The sequence below is a fragment of the Parabacteroides sp. FAFU027 genome, from assembly GCF_022808675.1.
Lineage (GTDB): Bacteria > Bacteroidota > Bacteroidia > Bacteroidales > UBA7332 > CAXXIC01.
In genome coordinates, this window is the sequence record NZ_JAKZKV010000002.1 from 257656 (window position 1) to 276868 (window position 19213).

General features: G+C 42.9%; 16 protein-coding genes and 1 pseudogene. 7 read left to right on the plus strand and 10 right to left on the minus strand.

All coding sequences use genetic code 11. From position 1 onward, the window contains the following. The 6 genes from MLE17_RS04260 to MLE17_RS04285 all read right to left on the minus strand — a co-directional run bounded on the left by MLE17_RS04260 (position 1) and on the right by MLE17_RS04285 (position 8624). Positions 1-1674, minus strand: coding sequence for an alpha-L-fucosidase (locus MLE17_RS04260; protein ID WP_243347373.1), 1674 nt, complete (start codon positions 1672-1674; stop codon positions 1-3). An 83-nt stretch (positions 1675-1757) separates the two neighbouring features. Next, positions 1758-2399: a DUF1349 domain-containing protein gene (locus tag MLE17_RS04265; protein WP_243347375.1), complete on the minus strand. Its 642-nt coding sequence runs from the start codon at positions 2397-2399 to the stop codon at positions 1758-1760. 227 nt (positions 2400-2626) lie between these two features. Beyond that, complete coding sequence (locus MLE17_RS04270; protein WP_243347377.1) at positions 2627-3328, minus strand: ABC transporter ATP-binding protein; 702 nt, start codon at positions 3326-3328, stop codon at positions 2627-2629. A gap of 136 nt (positions 3329-3464) precedes the next feature. After that, positions 3465-5927, minus strand: coding sequence for an ABC transporter permease (locus tag MLE17_RS04275; RefSeq protein WP_243347379.1), 2463 nt, complete (start codon positions 5925-5927; stop codon positions 3465-3467). Between the two features lie 77 nt (positions 5928-6004). Then, positions 6005-7255 (minus strand): efflux RND transporter periplasmic adaptor subunit, encoded by a 1251-nt coding sequence (locus tag MLE17_RS04280; protein ID WP_243347380.1) that lies wholly within the window; start codon positions 7253-7255, stop codon positions 6005-6007. A gap of 40 nt (positions 7256-7295) precedes the next feature. Next, positions 7296-8624: a TolC family protein gene (locus MLE17_RS04285; RefSeq protein WP_243347382.1), complete on the minus strand. Its 1329-nt coding sequence runs from the start codon at positions 8622-8624 to the stop codon at positions 7296-7298. Positions 8625-8922: 298 nt separating this feature from the next. Here MLE17_RS04285 and MLE17_RS04290 point away from each other — a divergent pair, with 298 nt between their 5' ends. From MLE17_RS04290 to MLE17_RS04300, 3 genes and pseudogenes are all read left to right on the plus strand, one after another. After that, a complete protein-coding gene (locus MLE17_RS04290; protein ID WP_243347391.1) occupies positions 8923-10281 on the plus strand; it encodes a sigma-54-dependent transcriptional regulator in 1359 nt (452 codons plus the stop codon). Next, positions 10271-11617, plus strand: a complete 1347-nt coding sequence (locus MLE17_RS04295; RefSeq protein ID WP_243347393.1) for a sensor histidine kinase — start codon at positions 10271-10273, stop codon at positions 11615-11617. Before MLE17_RS04290 ends, MLE17_RS04295 begins: the two co-directional genes overlap by 11 nt. A 62-nt stretch (positions 11618-11679) precedes the next feature. Continuing rightward, a pseudogene (locus MLE17_RS04300) lies at positions 11680-11769 on the plus strand (IS1595 family transposase); the annotation flags it as partial. Here MLE17_RS04300 and MLE17_RS04305 read toward each other — a convergent pair. Beyond that, a complete protein-coding gene (locus tag MLE17_RS04305; protein WP_243347712.1) occupies positions 11729-11953 on the minus strand; it encodes a hypothetical protein in 225 nt (74 codons plus the stop codon). The pseudogene MLE17_RS04300 and the gene MLE17_RS04305 sit on opposite strands and share 41 nt — an antisense overlap. Positions 11954-12355: 402 nt before the next feature. On the opposite strand from MLE17_RS04305, the gene MLE17_RS04310 reads away from it, so the two are divergent. The 3 genes from MLE17_RS04310 (at position 12356) to MLE17_RS04320 (ending at position 15707) form a co-directional block, all read left to right on the plus strand. Next, positions 12356-13381 carry a sensor histidine kinase gene (locus MLE17_RS04310; protein ID WP_243347394.1) on the plus strand — a complete coding sequence of 342 codons (1026 nt, stop codon included), beginning with the start codon at positions 12356-12358 and terminating at the stop codon, positions 13379-13381. Beyond that, on the plus strand, positions 13371-14093 hold the full coding sequence (locus MLE17_RS04315) for a LytR/AlgR family response regulator transcription factor (protein WP_243347395.1): 723 nt from the start codon (positions 13371-13373) through the stop codon (positions 14091-14093). Before MLE17_RS04310 ends, MLE17_RS04315 begins: the two co-directional genes overlap by 11 nt. Positions 14094-14228: 135 nt before the next feature. Beyond that, positions 14229-15707: a hypothetical protein gene (locus MLE17_RS04320; protein ID WP_243347397.1), complete on the plus strand. Its 1479-nt coding sequence runs from the start codon at positions 14229-14231 to the stop codon at positions 15705-15707. A gap of 292 nt (positions 15708-15999) precedes the next feature. Here MLE17_RS04320 and MLE17_RS04325 read toward each other — a convergent pair whose 3' ends face one another. After that, positions 16000-16257 carry a hypothetical protein gene (locus MLE17_RS04325; protein ID WP_243347399.1) on the minus strand — a complete coding sequence of 86 codons (258 nt, stop codon included), beginning with the start codon at positions 16255-16257 and terminating at the stop codon, positions 16000-16002. A gap of 783 nt (positions 16258-17040) precedes the next feature. Continuing rightward, complete coding sequence (locus MLE17_RS04330; protein ID WP_243347402.1) at positions 17041-17583, minus strand: REP-associated tyrosine transposase; 543 nt, start codon at positions 17581-17583, stop codon at positions 17041-17043. Positions 17584-18004: 421 nt separating this feature from the next. Between MLE17_RS04330 and MLE17_RS04335 the strand changes: the two genes are divergently transcribed. After that, a complete protein-coding gene (locus MLE17_RS04335) occupies positions 18005-18160 on the plus strand; it encodes a hypothetical protein (RefSeq protein WP_243347403.1) in 156 nt (51 codons plus the stop codon). Between the two features lie 170 nt (positions 18161-18330). Here MLE17_RS04335 and MLE17_RS04340 read toward each other — a convergent pair whose 3' ends face one another. Next, complete coding sequence (locus MLE17_RS04340; protein WP_243347405.1) at positions 18331-18840, minus strand: hypothetical protein; 510 nt, start codon at positions 18838-18840, stop codon at positions 18331-18333. Positions 18841-19213: the final 373 nt, after the last annotated feature.

Consider the following 19213-nt stretch of genomic DNA (forward strand, 5'->3'; position numbering starts at 1 on the left):
TTATCTTGTTTGTATTTTAAATACGACTGCAATATTGTTCGGAATTCTGTTTGGTTTTCGAATTACCAGCGATTCCGGATTTTGCTCCCACGATAGTTTTTCGTTGCTGCCAAGCATTTCAATATTCTTGATTTTTAATGCCCCGCCGTTTTTCGCTAGCGATTTGAGCGAAATATTTTCAGCGGGAACTCCCATCACGGTTGCATAAACCACATTCCCTTTCCGCGCGAAGCGAATATCTTTACTGTTCAATTTAGCATTACCTTCATTGAAACCCTCTACCACCTTCGATCCGGCAGCTTCGACCGAAGGCCCTTCTCCGTACACATTCCATGGGCGTGTATCGAAAATGCTTTCTTTGTTTACATCCATCCAGGCAGCTATGCCATCGAGTATGACCACTTCTTTATCATCAATGGAGCCATCGCCCCGAACAGGAATATTCAGCAACATATTTCCGTTCTTGCTCACAATATCCACCAACATGCGGATGACGGTTGCTGCCGATTTGTAACGGTTCTGTTCGTAAAAAGCCCTGTTGTAATGCCAGTCGCCAATGCAGGTACAGGTTTGCCAGGGGGCGGATTCTATTTTGTTGGTAGCGCCACGTTCCACATCCCAGACCAAACATTTTTTCTGTTCAGCGGTTAGTTTTTTACCAAACAAAACACCTTCGAGCTTACCTTTGTGGGTGGCCATGTTATGGTTATAAAAATGGGTGGCAAGTTTCAGCCCGGCATCGCTTATCTGATACAGCGGCAAACCGTCGTCATCGAAATAAAGCAAATCGGGATTAAACTGGTTGATCAAATCCATTGTCCGGTTATAAAACTTTTCGCAATATTTTTGAGAGGGAATTGACGCCCCATTTTCCCAGTCCCATTGTCTTCTCCATGTTTTAGTTGCTTCATCAAATACTGGCTTCCAAATGCTTTCGATGTTGTCGTTTCCTGCACTCAACGGATGGTTTTGTTCGTAAAGTTCCTGCGGGTCAAGCCCTTCCCACCAAGTTCCCTTGCCATCGGCTTTAGTCAGTTTGCCATCATAGGGAATACCTGCAAATTCTCCTTTTTTATCTGACCACTGAGAAGTTTCGAACCACGTCCACGTATGTGCGGCATGGACACTCAATCCAAACGGAAGCCCCTGGTTTTTAGCCGCTTTTGCCCAGCCGGCAATAATATCCTTTCCGGGGCCTACGCGCAGGGTATTCCATTCCTGATATTTGCTGTTCCACATGTCGAGGTTATCGTGGTGGTTGGCCATGGCAAAAAAGTATTGCGCCCCCACTCGTTTATATAGTGCCACAAGCTTATCGGGTTCCCAATTCTGACCTTTCCAGTTATGAATTACATCTTTAAAACCCACTTTTGAGGGATGCCCATAATGCGTAACAAACCATTTATACTCATCGCTTCCTTCGTTATACATAAATCGGGCAAACCAATCGCCTTGCTCTGCCTGACATGCAGGCCCCCAATGCGCCCAAATCCCAAATTTGGCGTTGCGAAACCACTCCGGAACCTTGTATTGACTGAGCGATTGCCATGTCGGTTCGAATTTGCCCTTAGCAACCGGCTCGCTATCCGTTTGCACGATTATAGGCTTGTTTTCTTGTGCTTGCAGACAAAATGATGACAAAACACAAATAATGCTCAATAATTTAGTTTTCATGATATCGATTCTTAGTTTTATATTACTGATTTCCAATCCATAAACCATTGTTGGCGTTTGTGATTTCATTGTCATCAAAAAGTTTATTGAAAAGGCAGATAATTTATATCCGTAAAATCGACTTTACACCCTTTCCCTGTAGGAGATTGAGCACAGAGTCCAATTTGCAGGCTTTCAGTTTTATTTAACCTAAAGGAACGTATTGGAAGCCATCCTTTCCCTTCTTCTAAATAACTAAGCGTAAATGTATTACCCTTCGTAGATCCTGTAATTCTGAAATAAACCTCGTTATTATTGACAGGCATCGAATTGCAATCGTCGGCAACGTCATTGCAGACAACTGATACAACCCTTGGCTGACCTTTGAAATCGGCCTCAAAACAGAATTTCGCAAAGTGCGTGCTGTCATTGAATATCATCAAGACACCCGCATCCCATTTCGATTTAAAGGCCGGCTTGATTTTTGCCGAAAGTGTAAAACCCGAATCCGGTGTGAATACCAACCTCGGCGACCGGTTCGTTTTAAAACCGCCATCCGGCGATATAAACAGATCGGTGTAAGCCGGCGCAGCAATCTGGATGGAGTTTTCACTCAATACCTTATAGTCCTGCGCCTTATTCTCGAAGTGCATCGTGTAAGGAACAGACGACATTTTAACCTCTTGTGCATGAACGTATGCCGCACAAACCACTGTGAGCAGACATAACAAAAACAGTTTTCTCATAATATGTCATTTTATTTAATTGTATAATTGTATTTTATTTCCTAACCAAGAATTCAAAAAAAGAATAGAACTGATATGAGACTGATATTTGTGATTCTGGCATCGCAGATTATAGATCGATTCGGAAAAAATTCAACGTAGTTGAATTCAAATCCGTTTTCAAATCCGCTATATCAGCGAAAATCAGCGTTCTATTCATATTTGTAAATTTCACACCTGAAAGTTTTTCACTGCATAACGAAATGCTCCAAAACCCGCTGGCTCTCTTCGCTCATAATCTTTCCGTCGAAAAGGTTGATAACGCGGTGTGCAAAGGTGGCGTCGCGGTCGGAGTGCGTAACCATTATGATGGTAGCGCCCTCTTTGTTGAGTTCAGAGAGGAGCTTCATCACTTCGAGTCCGTTTTTCGAGTCGAGGTTACCAGTCGGTTCATCCGCCAGTATCAGTTTTGGGTTAGCCACCACGGCACGGGCAATAGCCACGCGTTGCTGCTGTCCGCCCGAGAGCTGCTGCGGAAAATGGTGCTTGCGGTGGCCAATCTTCATGCGTTCGAGAGCCGCTTCTACCTTCGCCTTGCGTTCTGCCGCCTTCATATTCAGGTAAATAAGAGGAAGTTCTACGTTTTCATAAACGTTCAGCTCGTCGATCAAATTAAAACTCTGGAAAACGAAGCCGATATTCCCTTTGCGGATGTTTGTCCGCTGGCGCTCGCGCATGTTGGCAACCTCGGTGTTGTCGAAAAGGTAACTGCCCGATGAGGGGTTATCCAACATGCCCAGTATGCTGAGCAGGGTCGACTTCCCGCACCCCGATGGCCCCATAATGGCCGTAAACTCGCCCTTTTTTACGTGCAGGCTTACGTTGTCTAACGCTGTGGTTTCCACTTCTTCTGTGCGGAATACACGTGAAAGTTGATTGATTCGGATCATAGTTGTTGTTTTTAGTTTTTAGTTACGAGTTACAAGTTATTAGTTACGAGTAGACGAGCAATCATCCTCTGCGGTTCTCTGCCACAAACTCTGCGACCTCTGCGGTTGATTAAGTTATGAGTTACGAGTAATATTCTCACTCATAGCGGAGTGATTCAATGGGATTGCGAACTGCAATGCAGTAAGTTTGCCATCCCACGGTAAGTAAAGCAATGAAAAAGGTCAATAGGCCGGACAACACAAATACCCACCAGCTAAGTTCGGTTCTGTAAGCAAAATTCTGAAGCCAATGGTCAGTCAGAAACCATGCCACTGGGCTTGCAATGACAAATGCGATGAGTACCCATTTCACCAAATCTTTGTTTAACAAGATCATTACTTCGTCCACCCTTGCACCGTTCACTTTTCTGATGCCGATCTCTTTGGTTCGGCTTTCGGCCGTTAGCCGAGCCATGGCAAAGAGCCCCATACAAGCAATAAAAATGGCCAGTATCGAAAAGAAGGCATACAGGTGTTGAAACTTAATGTCCTCTTCATACTGGGCATTAAAATTATCGTCCAATAAAGAGAGCAAACAGGGTTCTTGCGGATAGATCTGATTCCAGCAGTTCTTAATTTTCTGCATGGTGGTTTTCATATTTTCGGGAGATATTTTAATGCAATAATACCCCACTTCCCTGTTCCATCTCAGACTTTTGAAAAACACTATCGGCTCAATAGCATCCTTCAACGAAAGATGGTGATAGTTGTCCACCACCCCAACGATTCGGTAAGTATTTTTTTGTATGGTAACTAATGAATTAACCGCCGATTGCGGGTTTTGAAAACCCAACTTTACACAAGCCTGTTTGTTGATAATTACTTCGTTGGCATCATAACCGGAAGCAAACGGAAAGTTTGTTCCTGCGAGCATTTTTATCGAGAAAAAGTCAACGAAATTCTGGTCGATACTGATTAACGAGAAGTTGGCTTTTGTGCTCTCTTTGCCAATCAGGCTGACTTCGTTGCTTTTTCTTTCAAAAGCTTTTCCGGGAACCGTTTCAGCCGTAGTAAAGGCTTTAACCTCCGGAATCCGCCTCAGCTCATCCCTGAAAGAAGCCAGCTTTTCCGCACGGGCAGGTTTTTTAATCATGGTCATCGGAGAAAATGAAACCAATGTCTGATCCAGATTTATACCAAGCGACTGGTTTTGCATGAACTGCACTTGTTTAAAAATAAAACCGGTAGCGATAATCAAAAATATGGATGTCGCCAACTGGAATACCACCAGTATTTCTCTCGAAAACAGGCTTCTTCGCCCTAATATTGTTTTTTGCTTGAAGCTAATGGATGGTTGCGGTTTATAAATCTGTAAAAATGGATAAAGAGCTGAAACAAAAGCGCCAATCAATACTAATATGGCGGTTATTCCCCCTAAATACAGAAAGCTTACCTGAGAAATGTCAAATCCGGCAACATGCAATCCGTTCTTAAACAACGAGACAACAATAGCCAAACTGATTGCTCCGGCAACGGCGTGAAGGAGCAATATTTCTATGGCATGCAGCAGCATGACATCCCTTTTTCCTGCCCCTATTACCCGCCGGATATTGTCTTTCGACGCTTGTTTCAAATAATCGGATATCGACAGGTTCATGAAATTAAGCCACGAGATAATCATGATGAGCAATCCTATCACTAGGCAGGCCATCACCCTGAACTTGCTTCCGTTTGTCATGATTTCTCCTTCGAGGTGCGAGTTCAGGTGAATATCGCCCACCGGCTGAAAAATCAGTTTCACCACTTCTCCGGCATCGGTTATATGCTTGATTGCCGGTTTTATGACTTGTGCATACTTCGCTTCCACATTTTTAATGTCGGCATCCGGTTTCAGGCGCATATAGGTATAGCTCCATGCACCTCCCCAGTCTCCGTTAGACTCGCCATTTTTAATCTCCCCGATTTTGCTATCGTCCAATATGCCAGTTTCGTTGTTGAAATTATTCATGTAATAGAAAAGCGATTTCAATTGAATAATCATATCCGCCTGTATATGGCTTTTTGGGGGGAAATCGTCGAATACGGCGCTCACAAAAAACTCCCAGCCCTCGTTAAGCTTGAATTTCTTGTTCAGCGGATTTACGTTTCCGAAAAGCTTTTGAGCCATAGAGCGACTCAATGCAGCGCCGTGAATATCGGAGAAAATATACTTCGGGTTTTCGGATAAAATCGGACGCTGAAACACCTTGAAGAACGAAGTGTCGGAATAAAACATATTGATGTTCTGAAAGCTGTTTTCGCCGGCAAAAACAGTAATTACATCTTTCGCAATATTGGTTGTAGCCTCTATTTCGGGAAGCTGGTTGCGCAACGTTGGGCCTACCGCGCTATAATTCATGGCCGTGTTTTGGGTTATGATACCATTACCCGATTGGGAAAGTGCCACCCTGTACATCCGGTCGTGTGTCGGCCAGGACTGGTCGTAGCTCTCCTCCGACCGAATCCACGATAACAGGAATAAAAAAGCAACCATACTGATGGTAAGCCCCGACAAATTGACAATGGCATTGACCTTATTTTTTAAGATCTTTCGAAAAACAGATTTTAGTAATATGTTCATTTTGCTATTTATTAAATTATATTGCGATAAATCTAATTGTAGATCCGCTCGTAACTTGTAATTCGCAACTACCCCAGCTATTTTAATACCAGCTTATCATTTTTGCCAAACAGGTCGTATCCCGAGGTGACTACTTTTTCTCCCGGACGCAAGCCTTCAAGTACCTCGTAACTGCGCGGATTTTGGCGACCTATGCGGATGTTGCGCTTTACAGCGGTTTTTCCATCGGCTGCCAGCACATAAATCCATTGTCCGCCGGTGGATTGATAAAAGCTTCCCCGGGGAATCATGATGGCTTGCTGGGTTTCGCCCAATTGCAGCCCCACATTATAACTTTGTCCGGCACGAATATTTCCCGGCAATTTTCCGGAGAAGAACAGATCGACCTCAAACCGGCCATCGCGGACTTCGGGGTATACTTTGCCTACCTCCATCTGAAGAGTATCCGTTTCGCGGCTCACATAAGCGGTAAGCCCCTTACGGACACGGTCGATGTAATGCTCGTCGATTTTGGCCTTGATTTTAAAGGACGTAAGCACATTGATCTGGCCTATTCGTTGCCCCACCGAAATCGCTTGCCCTGGTTTGGCATTCAAAAGCGCCAACTGCCCATCTACAGGCGCCTTAACGTTAAGATTCTCCTGCCGCTGATAGATCAGTTCGAGGTTTCGCTGCATACTCGCAAGGTTCTGGCTTATTTTTTCCACCTGATTGCTGCGAAATATCGAGTCCTGAAGGTAGCGTTTCTGCATCAACTTTTCCATTTTTTGAGAAAGTTCGTAATCTTCTTTTGACCGAAGATAATCTTCGCGCGATATAAGTTCGTCGGCATACAACGCTTTATTTTGTTCTGCCTTTCGTTTTTTTTGCTGCACATCGACATCGAGGTTAAGCAGTTCGCGTTGCAGGGTCAGTTTCTGCTGTTCCATGTTGATGCGGGTTTCGCGAAGGAAATTCGATTTCTCTGCCAGTTGGGCTTCGCTTTCGAGAATGCTCAGGTTGAGATTAATATTGGTAAGGCGCAGAATCACATCGCCTTGGCGCACCATGTTTCCCTCTTCGATACAAATCTCTTTCACCGTGCCACTTTCAATGGCATCCAGATACATATACATAATAGGCTCGACAACTCCTACTACCTGTATATAATCCTGAAACATTCCGTTTGTAACCGGATCTATGGTAACCTTATCTTTTTCGATGCGAAAGGTGTCTGATTTGTCGCGAAGAGCCATAAACAATATCAGGCCAATAGTCAGCAAAACCGGAATTGCGATTTTCAGATGTTTCGGTTTTATCCGGCGTTTATCTTCTATTATTCTGTCCATAATCTTGATAGTTTTTTTACTTTTATTAATCCCGAAAGAACTACCACGTCATCATGCTTCCCGTTTGATAAAACCGGAGGTTCGCCTGCATGATATAAGTCTGCATCCGGGTGCGCAAAACCTCGCTCTGTGCCTTAGCCAGATTATTTTTCGACTCGTAGTATTCCATGATGTTTGCCAATCCCTTTTCCCGTTTTTTGCGTACCGCTTCAAAAGCTATTTTTTCGCTTTCGGTTTTCTTCTTTGCTGCCTGATATTCCTTTAAAGCGGCTTCGTAGTCCCGATTCGCCTGCTGTATTTCATAATTCAGTGATTTCAGTCCATCACTCAATCTGTTTTTCGCCTGTTGCAATTCTATCTTTGCGATGTGTACACTGTTTCGGCGGCTAAAACCATCAAACAGGGGAATCCGCAACGAAAGGCCATAGTTTAACCGCCTGTTGCCTTTCAGCTGCTCCGAAAATCCTGCCACATTACCGTTTTCGTTCACAACAGATTGGTAATAACCACTGTACCAACCACCGTAAAGGCTCAGTTGGGGAGAATAGGATGCCCGCTCTATCCGCACACTCCGCCGCGCAGCCTCGTAACGGTTGTTCAGGATTTTTATCTGCGGAAGCACATCGGCAGCGGTATTTAAGAGATTGTCGCCTGTTAATGGAAGGTCGGCCACGGCCTCTTCCGTCAAATCGGATATATGCAAGTCCGAATCTGCCGGAAAGTTCATCAACTTTCGCAACGTAAACTCCGATTTTTGCACTGCATTCCGGCAGCGGAGCAATTGGTATTCGTCGTTTGCCAGCCGGGCTTGCACTTCGTAACGGTCGCTTCCCGCTGCCCGGCCAATTTCTGTCTTTTTCTGTACAGTTTCATACTCTTTTTTCGAGAGCTCATATTGCTCCAACTGTACTTCGGCCAGCCCCAGATTAAGCAGATGGGCTGTATATGCTTCCAAAACACTGTACATCAGCTCATTTTGCTTTTGCTTTAAAGCCTCTTGCTCCGAGCGGAGGTTAAATTGCTCAAAGGCTACACGGTTAACCTGCCTGAAACCATCGAAAAGCAGCATGCTTCCGCTCAGATACCAGTCATTCGAAAACAGGTTATTCACAACATAAGTGTTGGTGGTTGCATCTAACGTCTTTCCATTATTAATTTCATAAGAGGAACCGGTACTAATACGGGGCAAAAAACTTTGCGTGGCATTTTGCATGGTTACGCGCTGCTTATCAACATCAAGCTTACTGTTTTGAAGCACCAAATTATGGCTCAATGCATATTCGGCACATTGGTGATAGGTGAGTGCCTCCTGCGCCCGCATCATCATTGATGTTCCACATAAAATCAATATTACAAACCAATGCTTCATAGATAGTTTACTATTTTATCAAATATCTGGCAAATGTCATGCCAAAACATATATATATTTGACAAACAGCTATTTAAAAGCAGCAAGTATTATTCGGTCTGTCAAAATACTTGACACCCAATTGTCAAATATTTTGACAGACCGAATAACAAATCAAAAAATTTCATAGCTTTGAATTGTCATACATTGCTAAGATTGTTCGAGGACAAAAGGTGCAGCGCACCCAAAATATTTGTAGAATAATTAATCGCAAGAAGACGTTAAGGTGCAGCGCACCGATGATATAACAAAAAAAACTATGAATCCCGGAAAAATCCTTGTTGTCGATGACAATAAAAGTGCGTTAAGCGCGCTCAATATGCTATTGCAATTCGAGTTCAAGACGGTAGTTACCCTCTCGTCGCCCAACCAGATTGTGGCGGAGATGCAGAAAACCGATTTCGACATCGTATTGCTCGACATGAATTTTAAGTCCGGGATAAATACCGGAAACGAAGGGATTTACTGGCTCGATAACATTAAAAAAGCTTATCCCGATGTAGAAGTAATTATGATTACAGCCTATGGTGAGGTAGAGCTGGCCGTAAAAGCGATTAAACACGGCGCAACCGATTTTATATTAAAACCTTGGGAAAACGAAAAGCTGCTGGCGACATTGCATTCGGCCATGCGCCTGCGCTCTTCGGGCAAAGAAATCGCAACATTGAAACAGCGCGAGCAGAGCCTTAAGAATGAATTGAATCCAGAACCGTGCGAACTCTTATGCTCCTCGCCGGTCATGCAACAAGTGTTGCGAACCATCGACAAGGTGGCCCGCACCGACGCCAACGTGCTGATAACCGGAGAGAACGGCACCGGGAAAGAGGTGATTGCCCGGGAGATACATTTACGATCTAACCGCAGTAAAGAGCTGATGGTGACGGTGGACATGGGAGCCGTTCACGAACACCTGTTCGAAAGCGAGCTCTTCGGCCATAAAAAAGGGGCTTTTACCGATGCCCGGGACGACCGCACCGGAAAATTCGTATTGGCCAATCGCGGAACGCTTTTCCTCGATGAGATTGCAAACCTGCCCCTGCCTTCGCAGTCCAAACTGCTGGTCGCGCTGCAAAACCGGGCGATTGTTCCACTTGGCGCCAATCAGCCTGTCCCAATAGACATTCGCCTGATTACGGCCACCAATGCCAATCTCGACGCTTTGGTCGAAAAACAGTTGTTTCGTCAGGATTTGCTTTACCGCATCAATACCATCCGCATCGAGGTGCCGCCCTTGCGCGAACGGGGTGACGACATCGAGCTGCTGGCCGGCTTCTTCCTCAAACGGTTTGCGAAGAAATACCAAAAGCCAAACCTGCGGCTCAACCCGCAGATCATCCGAAAACTGATGAAGTACCCGTGGCCGGGAAACGTACGCGAACTCCAGCACACCATCGAAAAGGCGGTCATTCTTTGCGAAGGCGAAAATCTGTCTCCCGACGATTTCAACCTTCGCTGCCCGGTCGGCACCTCATCGGCTCCCCTTACGCTCGAAGCTTTGGAGCGGCAACTGATTGAAGCGGCCATGGATCGGCATAATGGAAATCTGTCGGCCGCAGCCTCCGAACTGGGCATTTCGCGTCAAACGCTTTACAATAAAATAAGCCGCTATGGACATTAAAGCATTCAACCTCAATATCGTCCTGCGCATCACTTTTGTGGCTCTGCTCGCGGCAGGATTAATCCTTTCCGTTTTTTACAAGCAGGTTTTTGCTGCGGTTATCTGCGCGCTGCTTCTGCTGTGGACGGTTTTCAGCCTGGTTTATTATATAAATGGAGTAAACCGCAAATTGGCCTATTTCTTCGATGCCATCCGAAACGAAGACTCCACGCTGAAGTTTCCCGAAACCATCCGCAATAAAGCCATCAACGACCTGCACCGGAGCCTCAATCGCATCAACAGCTACATCGCCGGTATAAAGCTAAAAAACGAAGAGAACGAGCGCTTCCTCAACGAACTGATGCAAAGTTCGGCCACGGGGCTGATGGCGATTGACGAGAAAGGCTATGTGGAACAGATTAATCAGGCGGCGCTGATGATCATCGGATTGCCACATCTGGTGCATATCGACCTGCTCCGTCAAAAAAACGAACCTCTGTTTAACGTTATCGTACAACTCTCTTCCGGAAAAACCCAAATCCTCAAACTCGCCGATAATAACGGGATCCGCCAGATTTCGATCAAAGCGGCGCAGTTGCGATTTGCCGAACGCCAATACCGCATATTTTCGATGACCGACATCCGCACAGAGCTGGAGGAAAACGAACTCGATACGTGGCAAAAACTCATCAGCGTGCTCACCCACGAGATGATGAACTCGCTGGCTCCCATCACCTCACTGAGCAATACGCTCGGCCGTTTTTTTATCCGCGAAGGGAAAACGGTCACTCCCGAAGGGCTCACTTCGAAGGATATTGAACAAACCATACACGGACTCTCTGTGATTGAAGAACGCGGCAAAGGGCTGCTGCATTTTGTGGATAATTACCGGAAACTGACCCGTATTCCACGTCCGGTTTTTACCCCGATAAATATTGATGGTTGGTTTCACCGTATGACCATGCTGATGAGGCCCCGGCTGGAAGATGGAAAGATTAACTTCAGCATTCAACGCGCCGAGCAGCTTGTCGATTTCCCCGGCGACGAGAAGCTTCTTTCGCAGGTACTTATAAACCTTTTCAACAATGCAATAGATGCCCTCGGCGAAACGTCGGATCGTCGAATTGTATTACATACCACCATTAATCCGCAGGGTAAATTCTGCATTCACCTTACGGATAACGGCCCGGGCATCAGTCCCGACAATCTTGATAAGATTTTCGTACCCTTCTTCACCACAAAAGAAAACGGGTCGGGCATAGGGCTGAGCCTTTCGCGCCAGGTTATGCATTTGCACGGCGGTTTCATTACTGCGCATTCTACTTCTGATAAAACTACCTTTACATTAACCTTTTGAAAGGATGTGTTATTTTCATGGAAGTAAGACAACTGATTAAAAAAACGCCCAGAAGATGAATGAAATGTAAATATGATGAAAGTCCTACAGATGGAATTATGTTTGACAAATTTAGGTTTCCATTGCTACTGGCTTTTTACATCGAATTTGAATGATTTTCCAGTTGGCATCACCTTCAAGCCGGTAAACTTCAGTGCAGTTCCATTTATGTACGGATGTGCCAACAAAAGAATTGAGATTGTAGGTGAGAACAGCCATATCCTTTACAGATTGTACAAGAGGATTGAGCATTTCGTATTTATCGACATGTATTTTGCTACGAATACTTTCGTACAAGTTGGTTACTTTTTCGAGGCCATCAAGACGCTACTCAATAAACGGATCGAAATACACGATATCGTTTGCATAAATGCTCTGAGAGTATCGCCATATACTCGGAGAAATTCATCCCGCTTTTCTCATCCATTGCCCCCTCATCAATTGTTCGGACACTCATTTCGCCACTTTTAAGCGGCGAAATAACGGTGAGCGCCGATTTGTTTGTAGAATAGGGAGTTGCTCTGTATAATAAATACAATCATCCACCAGTCTATCATCATATCGATAAAACCTTTTATATCGTCGGCAAATCTTATCAGGTTGTATAGTTTTATTGTTCAACAGAAATAAATGATTGATATTTGCAATTGAAATAACATGTTGCTAATACCTTAGTTAAGTCAAATAGGGAGTGAATGTATGAAACGTAAAGCAATTATCTATCTCCATCTTTTCACATGGCTTTTTGCGGCTTTTATCAATATAAACAACTTCAATCAACTGGCAAAGCCGGAAATGTTGTTGTCTTATGTAATCAGTTTGCTGTTTCTGTCCATAGGGTTTTACCTGTTCTATTTTTTTATTGTACCGGCATTTCTTCTGAAAAAGAAATTTACCGATTTTTTTATCCTGGCGGCATTGGCTGTACTTATCCTTCCTTTTTTCGGATATACGGCTTTGCTGCTTAACAAAGCCATATTTAATAGATCGTTCGAAAATTTCTACGACATCTATTCATTAAAGATGCATCTCAGTGGAACTGTCGCCATGATTTTTTCGGCTTCGTTCGGATCTTTTTTCAGGGTTATCATCAATTGGTTTGATGCTTTAAACCATAAAGAAATGCTGGAAAAACAAAATCTGGAAAGTGAACTGGCCCTGCTCAAAAGCAAGGTCAATCCTCACTTTCTGTTCAATACCATCAATAATATCGATGTGCTGATTTATCAGGATCCTGACAAAGCCTCCAATGCGCTCCTTAAATTGTCCGAGATTATGCGCTATATGTCTTATGAAACGGTATCGGAATATATTGATCTTTCTAAGGAGATCGGCTATATAGAAAATCTGGTCGAACTTTACCGGCTAAGGATAAAGGATCCGCAACTGATAAAGCTTGATATGCAGGGTGACACTTCAAACCTGAAAATAGCACCTGCTATCTTTATTCCATTTATCGAAAATGCCTTTAAATATTCCACCTTTCAGGGGCCAAATTCCGGTTTCACCATTCGTTTTAAGACAATAGGGAATTGGGTACATTTCGTCATCACCAACTATTTCGAAGAAAAAACGGTCGTGCAAAAATCCCAACAAGGAGGTACTGGTATCATGAATGTAAAGCGACGCCTTGCTATCATCTACCCAGACAGGCATTTGCTGAAAATCACTGAATCACAAGGCCAATTTATGGTTGAACTCAATATCGATACCCATGCCAATTAAATGTATTGCCATTGACGACGAACCCCTTGCTCTTGCCAAAGTAAGGATGTTTGTGGAAAAAACCCCAGGTTTGCAATTGTTGCAAACGTTTGACAATGCGTTGGATGCTATGTTTTTCATTAAACAAAATGTCGTGGATTTAATATTCCTCGACATTCAGATGGAACAGCTTACCGGCATCCAGTTCCTCGAAGCCATTAACCTTGAAGCTCAGGTTATCATTACTTCTGCTTACGAAGAATTTGCGTTGAAAGGATTCGATCTTAATGTGACTGACTACCTGCTTAAGCCCTATTCGTTCGAACGTTTTGTTCAGGCTGTTGATAAAGTGCTGGGAAAATCCCGCTCAAAAGTGGCCGAACCTGTATCGACTTCTCAGGAGTGTATCTTTATCAAAACAGAGTATCGGCTGGAACGGGTTGATCTGAGTGATATTATCTATATTGAAGGGATGAAAGATTACCTGCAGATCGTAACAGATTCGCGTAAAATCATGACTTTGCAAAGCTTTAAAAATATGGAAGAAATGCTTCCATCGTCGAGATTTCAACGCATACACAAGTCTTTTCTGATAGCCATCAATAAAATTGAAAGTATTGAGCATAACCGGGTGAAAATTAACAACCGGCTACTTCCCATAAGCCAGACCTATAGAAGCTCATTTCTCAAAACCATTGAGAATAAATTACCGCCAAAGTATAATCCGGAATAATTTGTAGAAAAGCCTGATTTATTATAACTGATAACTCCTAAAGATTACCCGGGAACACTTGGGCGGGTATTTCATTGTCCATATCCAGGATTGTTTCATTCTGAAAAATATAATCACCCCCTTAAATCTTAAATTATGAACACAAAAAACATCTTCGTTCGCTCTGGTGACTATCTGGCACTGGGATTAATGTTCTTGGCTTCGGTAATACTGAGAGGATTATCGAATTTTAGCTCTGAACTTCCTTGCGGCATTGATGGTATGTATTACCCCTTGCAGGTTCGTCACTTTATGGAAACAGGCGCTCTGGGATTTCAGGATATGCCCCTGACTTTTTGGATTGAAGCCCTGGCTGCTAAGATTATTTTGATTTGCACAACTCTCTCTGCTGACGAATCAGTTATTTTGGCATGCAAACTGACCAATGTTATTTTACCCTCTTTAATTGTTGTCCCAGTATTTTATCTTATTCGGTCATTAATTGAAAATCGGAGCTTTAGCTTCTTCATTCTTGTGCTTCTGGCTTTCTCGGTTTTAAACCCTACTATACTTGTATTGTTGGGGGTTGATTTCCACAAAAACGCATTTGGAATATTATTTCTGTACTCCACCCTTTATTTTTTTCGAAGCTATCTGATAAACAGCAAAGTTTATTTCCTGATGCTTTCTGCTCTTTTTGCACTAATGACAGTTCTCACCCACTTCGGATGTTTTTCAGCTTTACTCATATTCTTCATTCTGCTCATAATGGTTTTTGCTATCGACTATATGAGGAATTTAACGAAAACAGGCAGAATTCAGAGAGAAAGCAGAACAGTCCTATGGGTAACAGGACTTATTGTTGTTGCCCTTCCTTTGCTTGTATTCTACTTTGACACTCAACGTTTCGAGCACATGAGCAATGTGTTGGGAAATTTCCTCTTGTCGCTGAAGAATTCCGTACTTGTTGTTTTAGTGAAAGGCGAACCCTTTTTAAGCGGACCCCGGTTGGCATTTTTTGTTATTCTAAATATTCTGAGTATTTTGTCAGTTGTTGTCTATTTTAGGATACGGAAATGTCTTACCAAAAACGAACGAAAAATCCTATTGGTTATCGTTCTTTGGTACATATGTTTAACAAGCCCTCTGCTTCCTCGTGATATTTATGAGCGATTATTGTTTATTGCGTTAGTCCCCTTGTCTATCATTCTTATATATGCGCTTTATCATCTCCCCCGTAAGACCGCTATGACTACTGCTGTTGTTTTTTCATTGTTTATCCTGCTCACAGTGGCTACCTTGCCCAAACGTTATCCCGTTTTATCCGTGCAACAGCTAAACGAGCTGTCCGATCTCAGCAGATTTATAAAACACCCGGCAAAAACCATTATCATCACCCAACATGGACTGGAGTGGTGGACTGCCTGGACATTACGAACAAAAGTAGGACTACCCTCCGGACTTAAACAAACGGAAATACCCAACTATGCCGATGTGTTTTTTCTGATTCCCTCAAAAGAACAAGATATTTCTATCCCCAAATCATCAAGCCTAATCTCGAATGGTCAGTATTTCAGCTTGTACAAAATCAGTCAAAGCATACCGAAAGAAGAAGAGCAGCTTGTTTCAAATTAATCCTGCACACATTTACTAATTCAGGGCTTTATATACAGACGATTTTACTCCCGTCCCTCCGGATATACCGTAGAAAGTTGCGGAACCGTCAGGGCGGAAACAGCGTTCAGCATAGCTAATTGTATTCCGGCCCCTTAGTTACTAAAAGGATTTATAATCCGACAACCAACTTATTCCGCTATAAAAATAAGCATTTTAGCAACGCATCAAATGTTCTGTCTATTTGTTTTCGGAATGCAATTCCTTATAGCACAGGAAAGGCGGAATGCAATTCCGCCTTAACCATACATCACTATTCTACGGTTTCATATCCGGTGCGACAGGAGCCATAACCTCTTTCTAAAAATGAATTCTTAAAAGAAATGCTATCAGCATTACGTTGGATATGATGAGCTTCTATTAATTCTAGCTGATGTTCAATATTATCAAGAACATCAGCTATTTTCATACTATCTACTGTAATATTCTCAACGAACTCAAACCTAACTGACATATCACCCAATACAAAGTGAAAGAGTTTTAAATTTGATACAAACCCCTGATTCTTCATTAGTTTACATTTTAAAGTTCGTCAAACAGAATTCCCAATTTGTCTTCTACAACAGAGCAAAAGATTAACAGCCAATAAAGCACCTAATTTATATAAAAACGCCAACATATAGAGTAACAATCTAAACTATAAGCCATTAAACAAAAACGGTTGATTCAGACAATCTACAGCTATCTTTCATTTTCTTATAAATCTACCAATCAATCGTAAAAATCATAACAGCAAAAGAGAAATACAGTATCAAGGTTATTACAGTCAACGCAAAATATATCTTAAGTATATTTCGTTCTTTATCTGTGATAGACTTGCTATACTTAAAGGTCTTATATATATAATACATATCCTTGAAACCCGCGAGATTTTCGTATTTATCTGCAGAGTTTCTCTTCATGATGTCTAGGATCTTATTGCGCATTGTAACTAAGTACACATTAAACACGAACATCATCGAGAAAACAATCATTATTATCAACATAATTTCAAACTAAATACAGGGTCAATGTCCATAAGTTGAAAAATAAATAAATTTATCATTGAATTCAGGGAGAGGGGCGGTAATTGTGAATATATGAGGTATGAAAAAGCCCGCGCCTACACCAAGGTTTAGACCGATGCCATTCGTTTCTTTTGATGAAAAAAAGCCGCCACTACTGAGCAATCCTTTAAATATTGGAAGAGTAATACCTTGTCCCTCCGGATATACCGTATAAAATTGCGGAACCGTCGGTGGGATTTGCAATCCCACCTCTTAAATACTATCAGGATTTGTTATCCGACAATCAACTAAACCACCATCACTTTCAGCAATCCCGGACTTCCCGCATAATCAATCGCCGAGCTATACCGGTAATCTTCGGGGCGATTAACCAGTTCAGCCGTAACGGGATTATTGTGGATATAATTCAGCTTCTGATCAAAGTAATCTACCAGAAATATCTCCTGATGATCATTCCCTTCCTGCCAGAATCGATAGTTCTTGATCTTCTTATCGTTACGACCGGAATATTCGAAGCGATTAAGCATCCACTCACGACGACTTTCCTGCGAATCCGTCTGCAAGGTACGAAGAATCTCCTTACTCGTAAACTTCTTGAAATCCCGCATAATATCCGATACCTTGTCATCGCCTTCCGAGCCTACAATCATGTGCAAATGATTCGACATCAACACCCATGCATAAATGATCAATCCCTTTTCAGTCTGGCAATATCGTAATGAATCCATGATGATATGCTTGTATCTTGGTCTGGTGAATATATCTACCCAGTCCACTACCGTGTCGGTAGTAAACCAGACTTCTCCGGTGATTCTGTTGGCTATGTTCATTGGTATTTCTTTTTCAGATTATAAATCTTCATAGTATAAAGAAGGTGGGATTGCAAATCCCACCAACGGTTCCGCAACTTTCTGCGGCTTCATATCCGGTGGGACGGGTGCTATACGCAATCCAATGCTCGCTCACCCTCGCTTGACAGCCTTGTATCAAATTTCTGTGCGTCAGTACGCTAACTTTGCTGATGGCTTCTTTCAGATTCGTCCTCACGGATGACACCCTTGCCATTCGCTAACACTTCCTTTCAACGCGGCATGTACAGGGACTTGCACCCTGCAAGTAGAAGAACCATGCCCGACATACTTACTGGAAAGGCGGATCACAGGTCCGCCTTGACCAACATCACCTTTCTACGGCTTCATATCCGGCGGGACGGGGGCGATACTTTGCAAGCCGGGAGGCTTGCTTTTAGCAATGACGAAGCGAGACGCTTCGCCAAACGACCGCGCTACGGTTTTGGCACGCTACTGGCAACGGGGTGGAACCTTCGCCAAACTGCCTAACGATCTAACTACGGTTATCGCATGCTACTGGCAACAGGGTGTACTGCCACTTGGAGGTCGCTCCTGAGGTAAAGACCCTTCCGGGGTAAGTATGCGCTTGAGTACTCCATTTTCGTAAATATAGCTACCGCAATAATCAGTCTTCGAGGTGAGCGCAATCAGGCTGGTATTTTCAGTCGTTGAGCCAATTAGAATAAACACCTGGGGGGTCGATGTCAGGTAGCGTGCCTGGTGAAATCATCTCTGCTTTAAATTAATTACACCAATAACCTTTAATCCATGATTCAAATCACCATCAGGATCTAGCTTATAAATACCGACTACTATATTCCGATCCGATGTTTCTTTACTTAAACCAACAACCCCATACAGGTCTCTAAGATTATCTACAAAACAAGAATCACCTAACTTCATTATCCAATTATCACCATAGTTATCACTATTGTAAAAAAACTTATTATCTAATCTTATGTCCAGCAATAAAGTCTTATATAAAGAATCTGAGCTATCAAAGACTTCTGATTTATAAAAACAAAGCTTCTCTAACCAGGCATTATCAATTGTCATTTTCAAAGAATCAGAGTTAGTTCTAACTTTTACCGAATACGCCTTAATATATGTTTTATGCACTTTAGACTCCTTTAACGACATGGAAAATTCCCGATCTTTTCGTTCATATCTTGATAAACTACAAGAGAAAATACCTATAAATAATATTGGAATTATAAATTGAAATATACGTCTCATAATAGTTCTATTTAACAGTTATGGCAATATTGGGATTCTGCTGTATCCATGAATTGATTAACATGCTAGCCTCAGACCAAGTCTCAGTCTTATTTTCATCCCCGTTCGGCGACAGGCTCTGCCTTCGTCGTCACAAAATCAAGGCCTCCTGGCCTTACCTTAGTGTAAGAATCCTCTTCAAAATTGATCAACCTCACACACTAGGCCTTTTGATTTCATGACCGACCTTCAAAAATAACATTTCTTTCCGGAAGAAAACTCAACGACCGATAAGAACGGAGGAGCGGGGCACTGAAAAATGCAAGGGAGCCACTGAAAAACGCTCCGGAGTCACTCCGAAATGCGACAGCGGCACTGAAAAATGGATGGTCGG

What these genes read in the sequence shown, in the direction of transcription:
- MLE17_RS04315 (WP_243347395.1), top strand. Translation starts at nt 13,371, where the DNA reads ATGCCAATTAAATGTATTGCCATTGACGACGAACCCCTTGCTCTTGCC.
- MLE17_RS04320 (WP_243347397.1), top strand. Translation starts at nt 14,229, where the DNA reads ATGAACACAAAAAACATCTTCGTTCGCTCTGGTGACTATCTGGCACTG.
- MLE17_RS04290 (WP_243347391.1), top strand. Translation starts at nt 8,923, where the DNA reads ATGAATCCCGGAAAAATCCTTGTTGTCGATGACAATAAAAGTGCGTTA.
- MLE17_RS04285 (WP_243347382.1), bottom strand. Translation starts at nt 8,624, where the DNA reads ATGAAGCATTGGTTTGTAATATTGATTTTATGTGGAACATCAATGATG.
- MLE17_RS04265 (WP_243347375.1), bottom strand. Translation starts at nt 2,399, where the DNA reads ATGAGAAAACTGTTTTTGTTATGTCTGCTCACAGTGGTTTGTGCGGCA.
- MLE17_RS04270 (WP_243347377.1), bottom strand. Translation starts at nt 3,328, where the DNA reads ATGATCCGAATCAATCAACTTTCACGTGTATTCCGCACAGAAGAAGTG.
- MLE17_RS04260 (WP_243347373.1), bottom strand. Translation starts at nt 1,674, where the DNA reads ATGAAAACTAAATTATTGAGCATTATTTGTGTTTTGTCATCATTTTGT.
- MLE17_RS04340 (WP_243347405.1), bottom strand. Translation starts at nt 18,840, where the DNA reads ATGAGACGTATATTTCAATTTATAATTCCAATATTATTTATAGGTATT.
- MLE17_RS04335 (WP_243347403.1), top strand. Translation starts at nt 18,005, where the DNA reads ATGACGAAGCGAGACGCTTCGCCAAACGACCGCGCTACGGTTTTGGCA.
- MLE17_RS04295 (WP_243347393.1), top strand. Translation starts at nt 10,271, where the DNA reads ATGGACATTAAAGCATTCAACCTCAATATCGTCCTGCGCATCACTTTT.
- MLE17_RS04325 (WP_243347399.1), bottom strand. Translation starts at nt 16,257, where the DNA reads ATGAAGAATCAGGGGTTTGTATCAAATTTAAAACTCTTTCACTTTGTA.
- MLE17_RS04275 (WP_243347379.1), bottom strand. Translation starts at nt 5,927, where the DNA reads ATGAACATATTACTAAAATCTGTTTTTCGAAAGATCTTAAAAAATAAG.
- MLE17_RS04280 (WP_243347380.1), bottom strand. Translation starts at nt 7,255, where the DNA reads ATGGACAGAATAATAGAAGATAAACGCCGGATAAAACCGAAACATCTG.
- MLE17_RS04310 (WP_243347394.1), top strand. Translation starts at nt 12,356, where the DNA reads ATGAAACGTAAAGCAATTATCTATCTCCATCTTTTCACATGGCTTTTT.
- MLE17_RS04330 (WP_243347402.1), bottom strand. Translation starts at nt 17,583, where the DNA reads ATGAACATAGCCAACAGAATCACCGGAGAAGTCTGGTTTACTACCGAC.